Consider the following 16,721-nt stretch of genomic DNA (forward strand, 5'->3'; position numbering starts at 1 on the left):
CTCGGCGCTCCATAATGCTGTTCAATTCCACGAATCCGTGCGGGGGGCTCCGTCGCGGGGGTGGAACCGGGGAATACATGCGTCAAGGCAGAGCGAGAGCTGACGAGCGATCGCCGCGTGGCCGCGGTTCGCGGGCCGGGACGATCGCGCTTGCCTGCACCGCGCTTGTGCTCGGCGTCGGTGCGGCGGCCTGGATGACCGATCCCGCCGCCACGGCGCTGCTTTCGGCCAATGCGCCCGCGAATTCGTTCGCCTCCTTCAACGAACGCTTCCTGCCGCCGCCGCCGGCGGAGTCGCTGGCGCCGCATTACGCTTCCTCCGTTCTCGATCGCGCTGCGGTCGCTGCCGCCGACATCCGGGCCATGCAGGCGCGGGCGATGCTCGCTCAGCAACTGCAATCGCAGGACTGGCAGTCTACCGTCGACGAGGAACCGGAGGTCGCGAGCGCGCCGTCCGTTCCGATGCCGCGGGCTCGTCCCGCGGAAGCCAACCTCACCAGCCGCAGCGTTGCATTCGCGTCGGCGAGCAGCGCGCCGCAGGGCGAGGAGCGCTCGATGCTGCAAAAATTCTCCGACCTGCTTCCAGGCCGGATCACGCTGGCCTCGCTGGCACCGAATGGCGGGCTGTTCCGCCGCGGGCCGGACCTTGGATCCCTCGGCTATGACAGCTTCACCGCGGTCTACGACATCTCCGCGCGCGCGGTTTACCTGCCCGACGGCACGACGCTGGAGGCGCATTCCGGCCTTGGCGACAAGATGGACAAGATCGAATATGTCGGCCAGCGCATGGTCGGCGTGACCCCGCCGGGCGCGTATGCACTCAAGCCCCGCGAGAAACTGTTTCATGGTGTCAAGGCGCTGCGCCTGACGCCAGCCGACACCGAGAACGCGCTCGGCCGCACTGGTCTGCTCGTGCACAACTATCTCCTCGGTCCCGACGGGGGCTCCAACGGCTGTGTCTCGATCCGCGACTATGAGCGTTTCCTGAAAGCGTACGAGGACGGCCAGATCATGCGGCTGGTCGTGGTGGTGAGCCTGTCCGATTCCATCACCGCCTCGCGGCGGGGCGCGTCGCCTTCATGAGCCCCCTGCAATTCACAGCGGTCGATGCGGCATCGTGCGAGACGCCGCTGCGCGCGACGTTCAAGGTCAAGCTGAACGGAAAGATCGTTTCCATCGGCACCGTCGGGCAGGCGTACGCGTTCATCACCAACCTCTCTTCGGTCGAGTGGATGGAGTTTCGCTCGCTGCACGACGAAGCGATCACGCAGCTCGAGGCCGCGGCTGAAGACGCGATGCGCACGGTGCAGGCGACCAACGCACTGCGCGCGCTGTTCGTGCGGGCGAAGGTGCTGTGAGGGGCACTCTGTCCACACGTCGCCCGGGCGAACGCCGGGACCCGTAACCACTGGGTCACGTCGGTTTAGCAACGCCGTCGACCATCGCGCTCTCACAACAACCGCCGCGGCGTATGGGTCTCTGCTGCGGGAGCGCAATTGCGCCCCTAGGCAGGGACGACAGCAATTGTTCTCGCGGCGCATTTCGCCCGAGTTCTGCAAATTGTTCTCCGTGTCCCCCCGAGCAGAGCGCGCAGGGAATGTGCTTGCGCTGAAAAAGCTGCACACGAGCATACAGGTGAAGCGATATCGCTTACGAAGGACGCCTCCGTTAAGCCCCGCGCCAGAAATGCAGCAGCGCCTCGCGGAAGCCGCCGATAAAATGATCCGAGACGTCGCGTGGCAAGATGCGGGTGATGTCGTCAAACGACCCGCTCACCAATGTCGCAAGCTCATGGGAAGAAGCATGCTCGGCCCATCGCCGTCCCACCTCCAAGCCACGCTTGCGCTCTGCGTCCATCGGCTTCGCATTATCTGGCTTGTTTGGGCCTCGGCGCAGGGCGGCTGCGCCGAGACCACCCGCTCCGTCGATAAGTTTCGCAGGGGCTAGAACGGCGGGCGAGCATCCCAATCAAAACACAACCGCAAGGGTTTAACAGTGCAGTTTGTGCCAATAGAAAAAGAAAAACGGCGGTTCCTTTCGCGGAATCCTGCTCGGGAAATCAGGTTCGCGCCGCGGCGCGGGGCGTAACATCGTGCGCCATTGCCGCGTAGAGGGAGGGCGGATTACGCTGTTGCCCAGCCGCCCTGCAACCTAGCATCGGCCAATCGCAAGGGATTTTCATGAACAACCGCATTCTCGTCCTGTACGGCTCTTATCGCTCGGACCGGATGGGCATCCGCCTGGCGCAATTCGTCGTGGAGGGATTTCGCGCGCGCGGCGATGACGTCGAGCTGATCGATGCGAAGGAGATCGGCCTGCCCATGCTCGATCGCATGTACAAGGAGCATCCCAAGGGTCAGGCGCCGGCCGTGCTGGAGACGCTGGCGGGGAAAATCCGCGATGCGGACGGATTTGTCTTCATCGCCGGCGAATATAATTGGGGCATGCAGCCGGGGCTGAAGAACCTGACAGATCATTTCCTGGAGGAGTGGTTCTGGCGGCCGGCGGCGATTGCGAGCTATTCGGCCGGGCGCTATGCCGGCGCGCGGGCTGCAATGACCTGGCACGGCACGCTTTCGGAAATGGGAATGGTGGTGACCTCGTCGACGATCGGCGCGGGGCCGATTGCGCAGACCTTGTCCGAAGACGGCAAGCCGATCGGCGAGCACGGCAAGGCGCTGGCGCATGCGTTTCCGCGCTTTGCCGATGATTTTGAGTGGTGGGTGGAAGCTGCGAAGGCGCAGCGGGCGAGGAAGCAGCCGCCGTATTGAGATTGTAGGATGGGTAGAGCGATCCAAGTCCGCATATGTATCGACGCGTGACGGCGAAAGCGAAACCCATCATCTCCCAAGATGATGGGTTTCGCGGAGCCTGTCATCGGGCGCGCGTTCGCGCGACCCGTTGGCTCTACCCATCCTACGGAGTTACGAATGCCGGGCCCGCAGCCGCGCGATGGCGCCGGCCACCGTCTGCATGCTGATGCCGAACACCCATCCCGCCATGATCAGCGACGTCCACACGACGTGCGGATCGTGGCGCATGATGATGATGCCGACGGAGGCGAACGCGGCGAAAGCGGCGAGGAAGGTGCCGACAGCGCTCAAGAATTCGGCGGCATCGATCGGCGTCTTGTCCGATGCGTGGCCGTTCTCGGTATTGAATGACATTTGCGGCGCGTCGATGCCGAGGTAGAAGCCGATCGCGCCGCCGAGCATCATCAGCAGCAGGAAGCCTTCCGACGTCAGCGCCGAGAAAGTCGTTCCGACATGCGCGCCGACGAACAATCCGCTGGCTGCGCCGGCCATGGCGAGGCCAAGACGTTCCAGAACGTGAGCGAATTTCCTGACGCGGGATCGCATCTTGTAGCCCCGTCAATTAGCGGTGGCTTCATCCTTCGAGACGCACGCTTCCTGCGTGCTGCTCAGGATGAAGTCTTCTTCAGGATCGTTTCGGGACCTTTCATGGTGAGGAGCGAATGTGCCGCTTCTCGAACCAACAGGCCATTTTAGTTTGTTTTCACGAAACCCGAAAGCAACTGTTCGCGACCCACGGCCGTTCCAAAAAAATTTCAGAAAGCGTGCAAACCCACAACTTGTACACGAACGAAACACTTCGCACGAACGCGTGAGAGGTGAACGGGCTCACACGTCCGCAACGCGCATGACGATAGTTCTGGTCGCGCAATTCCTGCCTATCGAAACCGAATGGAGGATTCGCATGACACGCATAATGCTCGCTGCATTCGTCGCCGTAGCCACCTTCATTACCACCACCGCGGTACTGCGTTCGCATCCGCCTTCAGCTCGCCCGCCGGTGAGCCTGTCGGTGCAGGAGCTCGGCGCATCCGCCACCCGGGAGCCACTTCCGGTCGAGGCGGTGGACGACATGACGTTCGTCTCGCCGTCGTCCGAGAAGAAGTAACGTGGTCGGGATGGCCGGGCTCGTTGGCTCTACCCATCCTGCGAGTTAACGGCTAGCGTTCCGCCGGCATTGGCGGAGCGACCGGCATGAGCTTGTTCGATACACCCTTCGACCCCGCGCGCGAGACGGCGTTGGTGACCGGCGCGGGTAACGGCATCGGCCGCGCGATCGCGCAGGCGCTGACCGGCGAGGGCGTGCGCACGTTGTTCGCCGATATCAGCGAAGAGCGCGTGACGGAGGCGGTCAAGAACTCGCCGCGGCCGGAACTGGCGGTGGCCTGGACCGGCGACCTCGCCGACCGCGCCGCGCGCGATGCGTTGCTGGCGCGGGCGCATGCTTCGCTCGGGCGCGTGACGCATCTCGTGCATTCGGCCTCGCCGCCGCGGCGGGAGGCCGACCACGCGCTGGCGGTCGATGCCGAGACCTGGTCGAGGATGCATGCGGTCAATCTCGAGGCCGGCTTTCACCTGTCGCGCGAACTGGCGAATCGGCTGATCGCGGCGAAAGAGCCCGGCTCGTTCCTGCTGCTGACGTCGCTGCATGCGGGCACGCCGCGCAACCTGCCGCATTATTCGACCGCGAAGGCAGGCATGGCAATGCTGGTGAAGGAGCTGGCAAAGACGTTCGGCCGCTACAACATTCGGGTCAACGCGCTGGTGCCGGGCGCGATCGCCGCCGGCGGCTTTGTCGCCGACCCAAAACTCGCAAGGCACATTCCGCTCGGCCGATTGGGCGTGGCGCAGGATCTTGCGCCGATGGCGCTTGCGGTGCTCTCGAACAAGCTGTCAGCGTACGTCACAGGCGCGGCAATCACGGTCGATGGCGGCCTGGCGCTGACCAACTGGTTCGAGCCGCCGGAACTGTGATTTCGAACGGTGGGCAATCGCGGATAGCATCGGCATGGATCGCTGGGACGGGTTTGGCTATGTCGTGCTCTGGATGCTGTTCGTTGCGTTCGTGCCGTTCCTCGTGGCGCTGTTCGGCCGCGACGCCCGTCTGAAGCTGGCCGCGCTCGGGCTTTGTCTTGTGGCGCTTTACCTGACCGGATACGGCCTGCCGGAAACGTTGGCCTGGCTCGCCGCCTGGGTCGCCGCGGCGTTCGCGATCTTTCTGCGGTTCCGGAAACCGTAGGACCTGTGGCCAGCCACCTTTTCCTGCGTTCCGACCAGTTTTCGCCACCTTGAACCAGCCGTATGATTCGATCCCAACGGCGCGATTCGCGAAGGTGAGGGCAATGGGCTTTTTCAAGCGTGAACTCAGTCCGGTTGAGCGTTTCGAGAATGGGTTGAAGGAGAAGCTGGTCTCGCGGCAGAGACTGGCCGAACGGCTGGGTGCGGCCGAAGCGGTGGTCGCGGAAAAGCGCGCGGCCGCCGAAAGGCTGGCGGTGGCGGGTGCCCCGACAGCCCAGCTCGAGCGCGCCGAGACGAACCTGCGCACCGTCGAGGAGCGCACCAGGGCGCTGCGCGCGGAACTGGCCGATCTCGACGAGCAGGTGGCTGCTAGCGAACGCGCGCTGAATGAGGCGCGGGCGCAGCGCGACCGCGATGCGGCGGCCGATGGCATCGAGGCGATGGCCTCCGCGATCGAAAAGGCCGTTCCGCAATTTCAGGCCGGCAGCGCCGCGCTGCTGGCGGCCGTCGCCAACGGCCGGGTGGTGGTGACAGAGGCGACAAAATTCTCCGACAGCGTCGAGGCCGTGCGCCGCGAGGTGCTGGCCGCGGCCGAACTGCTGTGCTGGGAGCTGCGCTCGGCGGCGATGCGCACGCGGGTCGGCAATGGCAACGAGGCGCAACGCGCCGCCGAGCCGGCGCAATCACCGGGTTCGGAGATCGAGCGGCAATTGATCTACACGCTCAATCCGCTCTCCTGGCGCGAAGGCGGCGAGCTGCGCAGCGTGCCGGCCTTCACGCTGGTGGGGCTGCCGAAGGCGCTGCTCGCGGTGGCGCTGCGCCATCAGCATGTCGACTACATGAATGCACGGCGCGTGCAGACGCTGATGCATGTTCACGGCAACGGGCAAGGCAACGGCGAGGTGAGCGAAGCCGAGGTCATCGATCTCGACGTGCTTGCCGCGACCGAGCAGGAAAACCCGCACGCCGATGTGGCGTGAGGTAGCCTGATCCTCATGGTGAGGAGGCGCGTTAGCGCCGTCTCGAACCATGCAGGCCCGTGCCCCATCCTTCGAGACGCGGCCTTGCGGCCGCTCCTCAGGATGAGGGCGGTGGGTGTGGCAACGAGGCAGGCACGACTCTGCTGGCGACAAATGTTCCATATTCACAGCTCACGGCTGTTTGAAACGAGTTCCAGCAACGCTGTCCGCGCTCATCGGTTCGTCCTCCATCACGAGGGAGACGAAGAATGATGAAAATGAAACTTTTGGGCCCGGCCACTGTGATTTCGGCCGCCGCATTGGCAACGCCTGTGATGGCCCAGGAGGCGACACAGGAACCGGGCGTGATCGGGTTCAATTATCCGAACTCGCATTATCTGCGCGGCGGCTATGGCGTGCGAACGCCTGATATGGCCGAGCGGCGTGGCTATGTGCGCACCTACGGGCCGTATGGTTACGGCTACGCTCCGCCGCCTTATGGCTCGTTCAGCTACTACGATCCCGAGTGGTAGCGATCCGGCCTGACGGAAAGAAAAAGCGGCCCGGGCGGGCCGCTTTTTTTGCGTAGGATGGGTAGAGCGTCAGCGAAACCCATCATTTCTCATCTCGGCAGGGGCCTGATGGGTTTCGCTTCGCTCTACCCATCCTACGAATTCCAGCAACCCTACGAATTCCGAGCTCAATCGTTCACGCCGTTCCAGCGCAGCGACATCGGCGGGCGAACCACCGGTCCGCCGTCGTCGGCGGTTTGCGGCGGAGGCGGTGCGGGTGGCGGGGCCGGTTGAGCCGATAGCTGCATCGGAGCGGCACTGGCCTGCACCGGCGGCGGCCGGCGGACCGGCGGCGGCGCGACGGGGCGTGGCGGGGGCGGAGGTTGAACCGCCGTCACGCGCGGCCGCGCCGCCGGCGCCGGTGGCTTGACCTCGGCAGGTTTTGCTTCGGTCGCTCTGGCGGCAAGCGGGACAGGTGGCTGGTTTGCCTTGAGCTCGGCGATGCTGGCCTTCAACTGCTCGACCTGCTGGCCGAGTGCAGCGAGATCGCGCTGCATCGACTGGATCAGCTCGGCCGATTCGGGCGGGAGCGCCGCGGCAGCAGCCGGAGCGGCGACGGAGGTAGCGGGGCTGGTCGCCGGTGCCGCCTGATCCGCGGCGGCTGCCTGTTCGACAGGCGCGGCGGCTTGATCGGTAGAATCAGCCTGGTCGGCTGAAGCGGTTTGCTCGGCGGGCGCCGCAGCTTCAGCAGGCGGGGAGGAAGCGAGCCCGAATTGCGGCATGAACTCCGAGATCAGGGGTGTCCATTCCGCGATCATCTGCCGGGCAGAGCCGCCATAATGCTTCCAGATGCCGGTGGCGCACGCGCTGACCAGCGCGAACATGAAGATCATGGTCACCTTGCCCAGCCACTTGCTCCTGGCGGGCGGCGGTTTGACGGCGGTGGGGCGGAAGGTCGTGTCGACGGTGGGGGCCGCTACCACCGCGTTTGGCGGCACGTGGGACGGTCCGCTCGGCCGGATCTCCGGCTGAACCGATCTGGTGTCGCGCGTGATGTCGGCGAGCACCTTGTCGGCCCAGGTGCTGGAGATGCTGCTGGAGACATTGAGGGGGACGACGTCCGGCGCGATGGCCGGCGCATCCTGCGGATAGGTCACTTTCACGCGTGAAAACAGCATTGGTGCTCCGTGCGCATTCCCCCACCACCCGCAAGGGGTGGCCGACGGATTTCCAGATTGTCCCAAGTGCAAGGAGTCCAATCGGGTTTGACCAAAGCAAGGCGCTGGCGTGGAGAGGTTGGGGCTGACAACAACCGGAACGCGCGGGAACCCGGTCAAAACTGCGGCAAGGCGAGGGAACGGGACGGGCCTGTCAGCGGTTTTCCCGGCGAACCGCGGCGTGGCCGAACGCCCGTTCTGCCGCGCCAGAAGCCAGGGAGAGTGCGATGATTTCCGAAATGCAAATCCACACCATGGCCCGGCAAATGCTGGAGCGGCACGGCCAGGTCGCGATCGCGAAGGCAGCGCAGATGGCGGTGGAATGCGAAAGCAAGGGCGAGGACGAGGAAGCGAAGGAGTGGCGGCACATCGAGGCCGCGATGAAGATCATCCGCGGGCCGGGGCAGGGGTGAGATCTGCGATCGGCTAGAAGCCGAGCGCGCCGCCTATTTTTGGCCACGCAGCTTCGCTCTATGACCCCCCGGCGGACACTCCGCTCCGCCGGGACGCATTTTATGCCGATAGTGAAAACAGGGCGCGGCCGGCTCGCGCTCGCCGCCGTTCTTGTGCTGGCCGCGACCGCGGCCGGTGCGCAGGAAAACCTCGATGCGGGAAAGTCCGCGTCCAAACTGTTCGCGGAGAGCTGCGCGAGTTGCCATCGCAGCACGCGCGGCCTGTCCAAGGGGCGCTTCACCATCTCGCTCTATCTTTATCTCCAGGAGCATTACGCCGCCAATTCATCCTCGGCCTGGGCGCTCGCCTCGTATCTGAATTCCGTCGATGATGTGAAGGGCGGTGCGAAAAGCAAGCGCGCGGCCGCGGCTTCGCCGCCGTCTTCGACCTGGACGTCGCGGTCATCCCTGCGCCCCCCGATGCCGGTGCCCAAGCGCTAGGGCGTCCCGATCGTGCTGCGTGCCACGGCTTTTCCACGCCGTGCTCACAAATCTCCTTCCGGGAGCCATCTTTTGGACTCCGGACGGCGCGCACTATCAGACGTTGCGTATGGGTGGCGTGGGAGTGAGACCATGACGAGCGAGCTCGAGAGCAAGGTCGAGAAATACGAGGCCAGGGCCGCGAGGTGCGAGGAGCAGGCCCGGGAAGCGAAGGAAAAATCCCAGCAGAATTTTTACGAAGTGCTGGCCGGCTACTACCGCAACCTCGCCACCGATTTCCGCAACATCATCGAGAAACGCAAGAGCGCATAGCGTACGCGCGCGCGATCCGGTCCTTGCCATTTGCCGAGCGTGCCGCGGTTCAGGATCTCGACGATCCCGAGCATCAGCACGAAGGCGAGCAGCGCCAGCATCACGCGCACGGGCGTTACGATGGGGTCGACGCCCGGCGCCGCCGCTGTAAGGCGCGCGACAGGTTCTGACTTGTCGACGATGAGCGGAACGCCCTGGGCAACGTCGACCCAGCGATCGCGCCAATCCATGCGCGGCGGGGAAGGCGGCTCGCTCATGTCGGCGCTGGCGCGTGCCGGCGCCGATGATTGCAAGGCCGCGTCGTCCTCTGCCCTCATCCTCGACATGGCTTCGCGCCAGCGCGAGTCCTGGGTCCAGTTCGGCGGCTTTTTCTCATCGGCGGAAGCGGTTTCCGGCTGCGCTTCGCGCGCGGCCTTTCGCGCTTCTCTCTGTGCTTCGCGCTGGGTTTCCCTCTGAGTTTCCCTCTGTATTTCCCTTGCCCTGATCTGCTTGGCGAACTGACGCCGCCCGGGCGTTGCGTCCCAGCACTTGTTGGGGCCATGCCACCACAGATGCTTTCCGGGAAAAGCGGCGCGCGCCTCCGCCATTGTCATGCAGGAGGGCGAGGCGTGCGAAGGCGAAGCGGTGAACGCGATCGCAACAACGATCAACGCGACACGCATGGGGCTGTCCCATATCATCTGGCGGCCGCCGCCGCATTTCCCGCGCCGGGATTCGCGTAGAGCTTAGAGGTTTAAACAATGCAAATTGTGGCGTGTTTTAAGGGACAGTGGCGTTAACCCATCACGGGTTTCCGGGTCACAGATGCGGCGAGTCTGTGGCGGGCGCGACGATCGGCCCCGGCGAGCGTTATGCGCGGCCGTGGAGCTGATGCTTGGCGTGCCATTTCGGGCCGGGCCCGCGCATGTAATGCTGCTCGGGCCGATAGGGGTTGCCGAGGCCTGCGATCAGGCCGTGGCAGCGCGTGATGAACGAGAGCATGAACCGTGCGAGCGGCATGGCGGCCTCCTCAGTGCGGCTTGCCGAGGACGGATGCGAAGGGGACGACGAAGATTTCGTCGCCCAGCGCATCGGTGACGCGCAGCTCCCAGCCGCGCCAGTCCTCCGCATTGGGCGTCATCAGCAGCGAATGCACGAAGCGATCGGCGTGCGCGCAGGCTTCGGAGAAATCGCTGACGGCGGCGCCGCGATGGTCGATCAGGAGATGGTCGGGATCGGCGCAATGGAAATAGACTCTTCGCATGTTCGGCTTCCTTCACAGCGAATCGCCCCACGCATCAGAAATATCAGCGCGCGAATGCACGGAGTATCCGGGCGATCCCCCACCGGGAAGCTACGGGCAACGTGCAGTATTTGAGTCAAATCAGCGATACGCCAGGCTGTTCGCACCGGCGTATGTGTCCATCGGATATTCGCTGGCCGCCGCGCGCTCAAACGCCTTGGCCGCCTTGGCCGCGTCATCCTGCGAAGCCTTCGCGGCCAGCCGCCGGTAGTTTTCGGCCAAGGCCTCGAGCTGCGCCATCACCGAGCCGTCGGTCATGGTGCGGGCGGTGCGGAGCAGGGTCTCCGCGGTTTTCAGGTAGGCGTTGCCACGTCGTGAGATCTGAATGTTCATGACATCCTCGCTCGGTTCTTTCCCGCTGCCGCACCGGTGAGCCGGTGCTTTCCCATGTGCGCAGACTAGGGCGAGCGCGGCCCGCATCTCCATCGCACTTGGGTGCAGTCCGGCTATCTCGGGGGAGGATGGCGCTATACGAAGGTTTAGGGTGCCTTACCGGCCAATGGCGGCGGCATCGAACCGGCGCGGCGGGCGGACGAGAAACTCGCCGCTCTCGACGATGCGCATTTCCTCGGTTCCGCGCGCGGCGGTGCGCTCCAGCACGGCGAAGATGGCGGATGCGGCGTGGCTCAGTGCGTCCGGCGTATTCTTTTTCTCAACGCGCGCGGCCACGAACAGCGCGGCGAAAAGATCGCCGGTGCCGTTCGGGCTGATCGGCAGTCTTGGCGTGCGCACGCGCCAGGCGCGCGATCCCGGCGCGGATTTTTCGATCGCGAGCGTCTCGATCTCGCCGCGCGGCGTATCAGCGAGTTCGGCGCTGGTGACGACGACGGTCGATGGACCGCGCGCCATCAGCGCCTGCGCCGCGGCGATCACCTCATCTGTTGTCGTCGCATTCGCTCCGCCCAACCATTCGAACTCGAAATGATTGGGGGTGATGATGTCGGCGAGCGGGCACAGGCGGTCGCGCACCAGTGCGGGGATGTCGGCATGGACGAACAGGCCGCGGTCGCGGTCGCCGAGCACGGGATCGCAGCAATAAGCAAGCTTCGGATTTCGGGCCTTGGCGCGCGCGACGAATTCGGCGACCACGGCCGCGATGTCAGGCGAGCCGAGATAGCCCGACAGGATCATCTCGCAGGCGTCGACCGCGCCGCGTTCCTCGATGCCGCGCAGGAGATCGGCGACGAGTGGCGCCTCCAGCACCCGGCCGCGGATGGTCGGATAGCCCGGGCGGTTGCTCAGCAGCGTGGTCGGTACGGCAATCACATCGATGCCGTGCGTCTGCATGGGGAATATTGCGGCGCTGTTGCCGACATGGCCGAAGGCGACTTGCGACTGGATCGAGATGACGGTCATTGCTGAGGAAATTCGAAGCGGCGGATGACGCTTACGCTAATTCCACCCTACAGACCTGCACACCCTGCGCGCTGTGGCCAAATAGGCACATGCGAGGCGGAATCGTGCGGCTGCCGCGATGGTGGCCGCATCCGGCCACGGATCGGCCCGGATTGAGCCGCGCCATGACGACTTGTTGATTTTCGGCTTGGGCGGGGGCGCAGGTTGGGGATGCAGCATGGCTTCCTTCGTTTGCGCGCGAAACGTCATCCGGCTGTTTGCTGTCGCTGGCGCGGGGGCCATGCTTGCAGCCTGCGCCCAGACCACCGTCTCGCAGCGCGCCGAGCGTGCCGCCTTTCGGCAGGCCGCGATCGAGCAGCATCGGGCGGCGGCAGCGCCGGCGATGATGAGGCGGCGTGTCACTGCGGCCAGACGATATGCGACGGCGCGCAGGTATGCGGCACCGGCCTCGACGCCAGCGCACGGGGTCGCCAGCTTCTACACCGAGGGCACCAAGACCGCGAGCGGAGAGAAATTCAACACGCTCGATATGACGGCGGCGCATCCGACCTTGCCGTTCGGCACCAAGCTGCGCGTGACCAATGTGAAGACCGGCCAGGCGGTGACGGTGCGGGTCAACGACCGCGGCCCGTATGTGCCGGGAAGAGTGGTCGACGTCTCCTATTCCGCGGCGGATGCGCTGGGCATGGTGGGCAAGGGCCTCGCCAAGGTGAAGCTGGATGTCGTGGAGTAGCGGGCGCGCGCGCTCCGGAATGACGAGACAGGCTAGGCCTTCTTTACGAATTCCGATTTCAAGTTCATCGCACCGATGCCGTCGATCTTGCAGGCGATGTTGTGGCCGTCGGTGGCCTCGGTCAGGCGGATGTTCCTGACCTTGGTGCCGCCTTTGACTGATGACGACGATCCCTTCACCTTCAGGTCCTTGATCACGATCACGCTGTCGCCATCCGCAAGCAGGTTGCCGTGCGCATCGCGCACGCCGGGCTCGGGCGAGGCCTCGGCGGCTGCGCCGGCCTCAGTGCTCCATTCATGGGCGCATTCCGGGCACACCCACAGGCCCCGATCCTGATAGGCATGTTCGGAATTGCATTTCGGGCAGTTCATTCCAACGTCCATTACCGGCCTCGTTGGTGTCCAGGCGAGGCGCACCGTAGGTCCGCATCCGGCTAAATCAAGCGAAAATCGGGCCGCCCGCTCCGCAAGAGCGGGATGCGTGACGAGCATAAACGTTGGTAACCCGCCGCGTTGCTCGATCCCGCGACGGCGGATTGCGCTTCGCTAATCCGGCTTACGCGTCGTTGTCGGTCTTCGTCCGCCTGGCGATGAACGTGCCGTTTGGCTGATGGTAGACGAGCTGGTCGATCGCGCCGGACGGACCGCGGCGGAATTCGGTGCGGAAGCCGTCGAGCTTCAAGATCGTGAAGGTTGTCCCTTGATAGGGCCGCAAATGGTGGAGCGGCTGAAACGGAAGCTTGAGCGTGAGCTGACCCTCGGCATCCAGCGAGACGATGTGAGTTTGATCGGCGCGCGTGTAGTGACCCAGGCAGGCGGTGCGGAAGGCCGGGTCGAGGCAGTCGCCGGCGGGGGCGCGCGCGAAGACGATGTCGGCGACCAGCGCCTCGAGTTGAGCCGAAAGGCTTGCGATGTTGCCGTCGCGATCGGTCGTGAACGAGATCGGCAAACGGTCCGGATGGAGTTCTCCGATGATTTCGGGCAGTTCGAACGTATCGTAGTGCCGGTGCGATAGGACCGACGACAGGCCGCGCCAGGCCCAGTGCAGGCCATCGCCGGCTTGCGTGATCACCATGCGTCCATAAGCCGGGTGTTCGTAGACGCCGGTATAGTCGGCGAGATCATGGCTCGGCCTTGTGTTGGGTTTGCGCGCCGGCGGTGCCGCTTCGTCGGATTTCTGCTGAGCGAGCGCCTTGCGGTGCATGTCGCGCAACCGATCCAGCCACGGCACGGGCTCGTTGCCGCAGGCGTGATCCGCAATGTGGTTGATCAGGATGCTTGGTACCGGATTATTGCCGGTGTTGGTGAAAACGGCGATCCCGAGCTTTTGCTCGGGCATCAGGCGGAGCAGGGTGCTCCAGCCGAGCCACCCGCCGGAGTGGCCGACGGCACGCTCGCCGCGATAGGTGGTGGAGCGGAAGCCCAGCCCGTAATGGCCGTGGCCGAATTCCTCGAACTCGGGGGCCGACTCGTGCACGCGCGGCATCTGCATCTCGCGGATGAGCGCAGCGGAGAGCAGCCGTTCGCCCTCGAATTCGCCTTCGGCCAGCAGGAATTTCAGCCAGTTGGCGACAGCTTCCACCGACATATTGATCGCGCCGGCGGCCGTCGCGGCGATCGGCCAGTATTTGATGCGCCGGCACGCCTCGCCGTGCACCAAGTATGGAACGGCGGCGTCACCGGCGGCGGCGAACTCCTCGGCCGAGAAGCTGACCGGCATCCGCAGCCTGTCCGTCAGCCGTGTGCGGGTGAATTCCTCAAAACTCCTGCCGCTGATGCGCTCGGTGACGATGCTGGCGGCATTATAGGCGAGGTTGCTGTATTGCCAGAGAGTCCGGATGTCGCGTGACGGTTCGAGATGACGAAGCGCGGTCAGCAATTCCATGCGCGAGAGACCGCCGGGCATCCAGACCCAGTCGTGGCGCGGCAGGCCGGAATGATGGGAGAGCAGGTCGCGGACGGTGACGCGCTCGGTGGCGACCGGATCGTGCAGCCGCAATTCGGGAACGTAATCCCGGACAGGCTTGCTCCAGTCGAGACGTCCCTCGTCGACCAGCAGCGCCAGGCCGGTGGCGGTAAACATCTTGCTGATCGAGCAGATCAGGAATTGCGTCTGCGGTGTCGCCGGCAGCGCCGCTTCGGCGTCCCGCTGGCCCCAGGCCCTGAGGAGAGTCGTCTCGCCGTTCTGTACGACCGCGATGGCTGCGGCAGGCACCTTCCACTCCGCCATCGCTTCCGCCGCCAGCGCGTCGAGCGCCGGCGTGAGCGCCGCGATGGCCGTGTTTTTCATTGTGAGCATGGCAGCGTCCCCCTTACGGGGAAGCCTACACAAGGCGCGGCACTTGTCTCATTACGATTCCGCAATCTGTGCTAGGCTGGTGTCGAGGGCGCACGGAAGATGCGCCGTATTTTCGGGAGTGAAGCCATGAACCAGCCCGTGCCAGTCAACCCGCCCGATCTTTGCTCGCATATCGTCACGGCTTCGACCATGCCTTGGCAGCCGACGCAGTTCGAGGGGATCGAGATGAAGATCCTCTATTCCGACGACGAGGGGCGCTCGACCATCCTGTTCAAAATGGCGCGAGGGGCGATCGTGCCGCTGCACGAGCACACCGCGCTGGAGCAGACGTTTATGCTCGAAGGTTTTCTGGAAGATGCCGAGGGGCGCTGCGGCGCCGGCGATTTCGTCTGGCGGCCGGGCGGCAACATCCATGTCGCGCACGCGCCGGAGGGGGCGACGTTTTTGGCGATTTTCAATCGGCCGAACCGGTTCTTCGACGGGACGAAGTTTTTTACGGCTGCGAGAGAGTAGGCCGCTCCACAACAGGTCGTCATCCCCGCGAAGGCGGGGATCCAGTATTCCAGAGACAGCAGTGATAGAGCCGAGCCGCCGCGGCGTACTGGATGCCCGCCTTCGCGGGGCATGACGAGCGGTGGGTGGGACGACAAGCGCGCGAGTACGGAGAAGGAGCCGCACCATGATCATCGATTCCCAGGTCCATGCCTATGAGGCGAATACGCTGAAGCGGCCGTGGCACAGCGTGCCGAACTGGCCGGCGCACGTCACCGGCGATGAGATGGTGGCGGCGATGGACAAGGTCGGCGTCGATGGCGCGATCTTCATCTCGGCGTTTTCGCTGTACCGCTATGACGCCAGCTATGCCGTCGAGGTGGCGCGGAAACATCCCGACAGGCTCGCCATCGTCAAGCCGGTCGATGCCGACGATCCCGCTGTCGAGGACGTTGTCGCCGAGTGGAAGCGGACGCCTGGAACGGTCGGAATCCGGATGTGGCTGACAAAGGATGCCGGCCGCGCGCCTGACGATCCCGGCCTCGACAGCATCGCGCGAGCGGCGGTGCGCCACGACTTTCCGGTCAACATCCACTGCTGGGACAATCTGGACGTGGCCACAGCGGTGATCGATCGTCATCCCGACACGCGCTTCATCATCGACCACATGGGCATCCTGCAACCGCGCGTGCCGCCGGCGCCGCCGCAGCCGTGGAAAGACCTGCCGAAGGTGCTGGAGCTGGCGCGGCGCAGGAACGCGGTGATCAAGATCAGCGGCGCCTGCACGCTGTCGAAAGAGCCATATCCGTTTGCCGACATCTGGGATCCGCTGGCCCGCCTGTTCGACGCGTGGGGGCTCGATCGCTGCCTGTGGGGCACGGACTGGACGCGGGCGGCCGCGGTGGTCAATTACGAGCAGGCGGTGGGGCCGTTTCGCGAGACGAGCCGGTTGAGCGAGCCGGAAAGGGCGATGCTGATGGGCGGTGCGTGCGCGAAGGCGTATGGGTGGTCGCCGAAGAAGGCGTATGGGTGGTCGCCGAAGAAGAGTTAGGGTTACGACCTGCTCATTTTTCCGGGTCTGGACGCTTGCCGGCTTGATCGGCCGGCGGGAAGACATGCTCATAGTTCGCGCGGGCTTCGCGAATGAGGCGGGCCCGCTCCAGCTCTGATTTAGGAATAAATCGTACGACTTCGCCCATCGGAGGCTCCGGATATTCGAGAGAATACGTGAGCACTGCGAAGCGAATATCGTGCCAAGCCAGACCGATTCGCATCCGTGAAAATGCGGATTCTCACGTGGTTTGGCCAGAGGCGAAGGGCGGATTAGCGCCACTCTCTCGTCGTCCTTGCCTAGGGGCGCAATTGCGCTCCCGGCGCAGGGACCCACAGCCGCCGCTTTGGTTTGGCTAAGGGTGGATCGTCGATCTCGCTCCCACGAGGGCACAACGCGGTATGGGTCCCTGCGTTCGTGTTCGCAGGGACGACAGTACCGTGCGCCAATGCGTCGGCACGTCCCCTTGACATATCATCGCTCCGCCGTCGGAATGGCGGACAGCGCATAAAGCGCGGCGCCGCGGGGCTCACCCGGCGCATCAAAAAATAATGGGGAGGGGTTGC

Annotated in this window: 25 protein-coding genes; 14 read left to right on the forward strand and 11 right to left on the reverse strand. The window is 64.8% G+C overall.

The window, feature by feature from the left end; translation table 11 throughout:
- The first annotated feature begins 77 nt into the window (after positions 1 to 77).
- Together JQ628_RS13215 and JQ628_RS13220 are read left to right on the forward strand one after the other, a co-directional pair.
- The gene (locus JQ628_RS13215) at positions 78 to 1,082 is read left to right on the forward strand and encodes a DUF2778 domain-containing protein (RefSeq protein ID WP_212222996.1); all 1,005 of its coding nucleotides are present in this window, start codon (positions 78 to 80) and stop codon (positions 1,080 to 1,082) included.
- Positions 1,079 to 1,357, forward strand: a complete 279-nt coding sequence (locus JQ628_RS13220) for a hypothetical protein (protein WP_212222997.1) — start codon at positions 1,079 to 1,081, stop codon at positions 1,355 to 1,357. Before JQ628_RS13215 ends, JQ628_RS13220 begins: the two co-directional genes overlap by 4 nt.
- A 310-nt stretch (positions 1,358 to 1,667) precedes the next feature.
- Here the strand turns inward: JQ628_RS13220 and JQ628_RS13225 are convergent, their stop codons facing one another.
- Positions 1,668 to 1,856, reverse strand: a complete 189-nt coding sequence (locus tag JQ628_RS13225) for a hypothetical protein (RefSeq protein ID WP_212222998.1) — start codon at positions 1,854 to 1,856, stop codon at positions 1,668 to 1,670.
- A gap of 323 nt (positions 1,857 to 2,179) precedes the next feature.
- Here JQ628_RS13225 and JQ628_RS13230 point away from each other — a divergent pair, with 323 nt between their 5' ends.
- Positions 2,180 to 2,770 carry an NADPH-dependent FMN reductase gene (locus tag JQ628_RS13230; RefSeq protein ID WP_212222999.1) on the forward strand — a complete coding sequence of 197 codons (591 nt, stop codon included), beginning with the start codon at positions 2,180 to 2,182 and terminating at the stop codon, positions 2,768 to 2,770.
- Positions 2,771 to 2,923: 153 nt separating this feature from the next.
- Here JQ628_RS13230 and JQ628_RS13235 read toward each other — a convergent pair whose 3' ends face one another.
- Entirely contained in the window at positions 2,924 to 3,358 is a 435-nt protein-coding gene (locus JQ628_RS13235; protein WP_212223000.1) for a hypothetical protein, read from the reverse strand.
- A 358-nt stretch (positions 3,359 to 3,716) separates the two neighbouring features.
- Here JQ628_RS13235 and JQ628_RS13240 point away from each other — a divergent pair, with 358 nt between their 5' ends.
- The 5 genes from JQ628_RS13240 (at position 3,717) to JQ628_RS13260 (ending at position 6,542) form a co-directional block, all read left to right on the forward strand.
- Entirely contained in the window at positions 3,717 to 3,920 is a 204-nt protein-coding gene (locus tag JQ628_RS13240) for a hypothetical protein (protein WP_212223001.1), read from the forward strand.
- A gap of 86 nt (positions 3,921 to 4,006) precedes the next feature.
- Positions 4,007 to 4,786, forward strand: coding sequence for an SDR family NAD(P)-dependent oxidoreductase (locus JQ628_RS13245; protein WP_212223002.1), 780 nt, complete (start codon positions 4,007 to 4,009; stop codon positions 4,784 to 4,786).
- 34 nt (positions 4,787 to 4,820) lie between these two features.
- Positions 4,821 to 5,051: a hypothetical protein gene (locus tag JQ628_RS13250; protein ID WP_212223003.1), complete on the forward strand. Its 231-nt coding sequence runs from the start codon at positions 4,821 to 4,823 to the stop codon at positions 5,049 to 5,051.
- Positions 5,052 to 5,154: 103 nt separating this feature from the next.
- The gene (locus tag JQ628_RS13255; RefSeq protein WP_212223004.1) at positions 5,155 to 6,030 is read left to right on the forward strand and encodes a hypothetical protein; all 876 of its coding nucleotides are present in this window, start codon (positions 5,155 to 5,157) and stop codon (positions 6,028 to 6,030) included.
- Between the two features lie 248 nt (positions 6,031 to 6,278).
- On the forward strand, positions 6,279 to 6,542 hold the full coding sequence (locus JQ628_RS13260) for a hypothetical protein (protein ID WP_212223005.1): 264 nt from the start codon (positions 6,279 to 6,281) through the stop codon (positions 6,540 to 6,542).
- Positions 6,543 to 6,709: 167 nt separating this feature from the next.
- Here JQ628_RS13260 and JQ628_RS13265 read toward each other — a convergent pair whose 3' ends face one another.
- Positions 6,710 to 7,699 (reverse strand): hypothetical protein, encoded by a 990-nt coding sequence (locus tag JQ628_RS13265; RefSeq protein ID WP_212223006.1) that lies wholly within the window; start codon positions 7,697 to 7,699, stop codon positions 6,710 to 6,712.
- Between the two features lie 266 nt (positions 7,700 to 7,965).
- Here JQ628_RS13265 and JQ628_RS13270 point away from each other — a divergent pair, with 266 nt between their 5' ends.
- From JQ628_RS13270 to JQ628_RS13280, 3 genes are all read left to right on the forward strand, one after another.
- Entirely contained in the window at positions 7,966 to 8,151 is a 186-nt protein-coding gene (locus JQ628_RS13270; protein WP_212223007.1) for a hypothetical protein, read from the forward strand.
- Between the two features lie 102 nt (positions 8,152 to 8,253).
- Entirely contained in the window at positions 8,254 to 8,631 is a 378-nt protein-coding gene (locus JQ628_RS13275) for a cytochrome C (protein WP_212223008.1), read from the forward strand.
- 132 nt (positions 8,632 to 8,763) lie between these two features.
- Positions 8,764 to 8,943, forward strand: coding sequence for a hypothetical protein (locus tag JQ628_RS13280; RefSeq protein WP_212223009.1), 180 nt, complete (start codon positions 8,764 to 8,766; stop codon positions 8,941 to 8,943).
- Here JQ628_RS13280 and JQ628_RS13285 read toward each other — a convergent pair.
- The 5 genes from JQ628_RS13285 to pdxY form a co-directional block, all read right to left on the reverse strand.
- Positions 8,886 to 9,605, reverse strand: coding sequence for a hypothetical protein (locus JQ628_RS13285; protein WP_212223010.1), 720 nt, complete (start codon positions 9,603 to 9,605; stop codon positions 8,886 to 8,888). The two genes, JQ628_RS13280 and JQ628_RS13285, sit on opposite strands and share 58 nt — an antisense overlap.
- Before the next feature lie 187 nt (positions 9,606 to 9,792).
- Positions 9,793 to 9,942 (reverse strand): hypothetical protein, encoded by a 150-nt coding sequence (locus tag JQ628_RS13290; RefSeq protein WP_212223011.1) that lies wholly within the window; start codon positions 9,940 to 9,942, stop codon positions 9,793 to 9,795.
- Between the two features lie 10 nt (positions 9,943 to 9,952).
- Positions 9,953 to 10,186: a DUF6894 family protein gene (locus JQ628_RS13295; RefSeq protein WP_212223012.1), complete on the reverse strand. Its 234-nt coding sequence runs from the start codon at positions 10,184 to 10,186 to the stop codon at positions 9,953 to 9,955.
- A gap of 120 nt (positions 10,187 to 10,306) precedes the next feature.
- Positions 10,307 to 10,558: a hypothetical protein gene (locus JQ628_RS13300; protein WP_212223013.1), complete on the reverse strand. Its 252-nt coding sequence runs from the start codon at positions 10,556 to 10,558 to the stop codon at positions 10,307 to 10,309.
- A gap of 156 nt (positions 10,559 to 10,714) precedes the next feature.
- A complete protein-coding gene (gene pdxY / locus JQ628_RS13305; protein ID WP_212223014.1) occupies positions 10,715 to 11,581 on the reverse strand; it encodes a pyridoxal kinase PdxY in 867 nt (288 codons plus the stop codon).
- 217 nt (positions 11,582 to 11,798) lie between these two features.
- Here pdxY and JQ628_RS13310 point away from each other — a divergent pair, with 217 nt between their 5' ends.
- The gene (locus JQ628_RS13310; RefSeq protein WP_212223015.1) at positions 11,799 to 12,314 is read left to right on the forward strand and encodes a septal ring lytic transglycosylase RlpA family protein; all 516 of its coding nucleotides are present in this window, start codon (positions 11,799 to 11,801) and stop codon (positions 12,312 to 12,314) included.
- 32 nt (positions 12,315 to 12,346) lie between these two features.
- On the opposite strand, the gene JQ628_RS13315 is transcribed toward JQ628_RS13310, so the two are convergent.
- The gene (locus JQ628_RS13315; protein WP_212223016.1) at positions 12,347 to 12,697 is read right to left on the reverse strand and encodes a zinc ribbon domain-containing protein YjdM; all 351 of its coding nucleotides are present in this window, start codon (positions 12,695 to 12,697) and stop codon (positions 12,347 to 12,349) included.
- A 172-nt stretch (positions 12,698 to 12,869) separates the two neighbouring features.
- Positions 12,870 to 14,612, reverse strand: coding sequence for a serine hydrolase (locus tag JQ628_RS13320; protein WP_212223017.1), 1,743 nt, complete (start codon positions 14,610 to 14,612; stop codon positions 12,870 to 12,872).
- Between the two features lie 126 nt (positions 14,613 to 14,738).
- Here JQ628_RS13320 and JQ628_RS13325 point away from each other — a divergent pair, with 126 nt between their 5' ends.
- Together JQ628_RS13325 and JQ628_RS13330 are read left to right on the forward strand one after the other, a co-directional pair.
- Positions 14,739 to 15,125 carry a cupin domain-containing protein gene (locus JQ628_RS13325; RefSeq protein ID WP_212223018.1) on the forward strand — a complete coding sequence of 129 codons (387 nt, stop codon included), beginning with the start codon at positions 14,739 to 14,741 and terminating at the stop codon, positions 15,123 to 15,125.
- A 166-nt stretch (positions 15,126 to 15,291) separates the two neighbouring features.
- A complete protein-coding gene (locus tag JQ628_RS13330; RefSeq protein ID WP_212223019.1) occupies positions 15,292 to 16,155 on the forward strand; it encodes an amidohydrolase family protein in 864 nt (287 codons plus the stop codon).
- 13 nt (positions 16,156 to 16,168) lie between these two features.
- Here the strand turns inward: JQ628_RS13330 and JQ628_RS34720 are convergent, their stop codons facing one another.
- On the reverse strand, positions 16,169 to 16,303 hold the full coding sequence (locus tag JQ628_RS34720) for a hypothetical protein (protein ID WP_283815791.1): 135 nt from the start codon (positions 16,301 to 16,303) through the stop codon (positions 16,169 to 16,171).
- Positions 16,304 to 16,721 lie beyond the last annotated feature (418 nt).

The organism is Bradyrhizobium lablabi (assembly GCF_018129385.1).
GTDB lineage: Bacteria > Pseudomonadota > Alphaproteobacteria > Rhizobiales > Xanthobacteraceae > Bradyrhizobium > Bradyrhizobium lablabi_C.

Bases quoted from the DNA above. Each gene is read 5' to 3' on its own strand.
- JQ628_RS13215 (WP_212222996.1), top strand. From the start codon at position 78: ATGCGTCAAGGCAGAGCGAGAGCTGACGAGCGATCGCCGCGTGGCCGC.
- JQ628_RS13220 (WP_212222997.1), top strand. From the start codon at position 1,079: ATGAGCCCCCTGCAATTCACAGCGGTCGATGCGGCATCGTGCGAGACG.
- JQ628_RS13225 (WP_212222998.1), bottom strand. From the start codon at position 1,856: ATGGACGCAGAGCGCAAGCGTGGCTTGGAGGTGGGACGGCGATGGGCC.
- JQ628_RS13230 (WP_212222999.1), top strand. From the start codon at position 2,180: ATGAACAACCGCATTCTCGTCCTGTACGGCTCTTATCGCTCGGACCGG.
- JQ628_RS13235 (WP_212223000.1), bottom strand. From the start codon at position 3,358: ATGCGATCCCGCGTCAGGAAATTCGCTCACGTTCTGGAACGTCTTGGC.
- JQ628_RS13240 (WP_212223001.1), top strand. From the start codon at position 3,717: ATGACACGCATAATGCTCGCTGCATTCGTCGCCGTAGCCACCTTCATT.
- JQ628_RS13245 (WP_212223002.1), top strand. From the start codon at position 4,007: ATGAGCTTGTTCGATACACCCTTCGACCCCGCGCGCGAGACGGCGTTG.
- JQ628_RS13250 (WP_212223003.1), top strand. From the start codon at position 4,821: ATGGATCGCTGGGACGGGTTTGGCTATGTCGTGCTCTGGATGCTGTTC.
- JQ628_RS13255 (WP_212223004.1), top strand. From the start codon at position 5,155: ATGGGCTTTTTCAAGCGTGAACTCAGTCCGGTTGAGCGTTTCGAGAAT.
- JQ628_RS13260 (WP_212223005.1), top strand. From the start codon at position 6,279: ATGATGAAAATGAAACTTTTGGGCCCGGCCACTGTGATTTCGGCCGCC.
- JQ628_RS13265 (WP_212223006.1), bottom strand. From the start codon at position 7,699: ATGCTGTTTTCACGCGTGAAAGTGACCTATCCGCAGGATGCGCCGGCC.
- JQ628_RS13270 (WP_212223007.1), top strand. From the start codon at position 7,966: ATGATTTCCGAAATGCAAATCCACACCATGGCCCGGCAAATGCTGGAG.
- JQ628_RS13275 (WP_212223008.1), top strand. From the start codon at position 8,254: ATGCCGATAGTGAAAACAGGGCGCGGCCGGCTCGCGCTCGCCGCCGTT.
- JQ628_RS13280 (WP_212223009.1), top strand. From the start codon at position 8,764: ATGACGAGCGAGCTCGAGAGCAAGGTCGAGAAATACGAGGCCAGGGCC.
- JQ628_RS13285 (WP_212223010.1), bottom strand. From the start codon at position 9,605: ATGCGTGTCGCGTTGATCGTTGTTGCGATCGCGTTCACCGCTTCGCCT.
- JQ628_RS13290 (WP_212223011.1), bottom strand. From the start codon at position 9,942: ATGCCGCTCGCACGGTTCATGCTCTCGTTCATCACGCGCTGCCACGGC.
- JQ628_RS13295 (WP_212223012.1), bottom strand. From the start codon at position 10,186: ATGCGAAGAGTCTATTTCCATTGCGCCGATCCCGACCATCTCCTGATC.
- JQ628_RS13300 (WP_212223013.1), bottom strand. From the start codon at position 10,558: ATGAACATTCAGATCTCACGACGTGGCAACGCCTACCTGAAAACCGCG.
- pdxY (WP_212223014.1), bottom strand. From the start codon at position 11,581: ATGACCGTCATCTCGATCCAGTCGCAAGTCGCCTTCGGCCATGTCGGC.
- JQ628_RS13310 (WP_212223015.1), top strand. From the start codon at position 11,799: ATGGCTTCCTTCGTTTGCGCGCGAAACGTCATCCGGCTGTTTGCTGTC.
- JQ628_RS13315 (WP_212223016.1), bottom strand. From the start codon at position 12,697: ATGGACGTTGGAATGAACTGCCCGAAATGCAATTCCGAACATGCCTAT.
- JQ628_RS13320 (WP_212223017.1), bottom strand. From the start codon at position 14,612: ATGCTCACAATGAAAAACACGGCCATCGCGGCGCTCACGCCGGCGCTC.
- JQ628_RS13325 (WP_212223018.1), top strand. From the start codon at position 14,739: ATGAACCAGCCCGTGCCAGTCAACCCGCCCGATCTTTGCTCGCATATC.
- JQ628_RS13330 (WP_212223019.1), top strand. From the start codon at position 15,292: ATGATCATCGATTCCCAGGTCCATGCCTATGAGGCGAATACGCTGAAG.
- JQ628_RS34720 (WP_283815791.1), bottom strand. From the start codon at position 16,303: ATGGGCGAAGTCGTACGATTTATTCCTAAATCAGAGCTGGAGCGGGCC.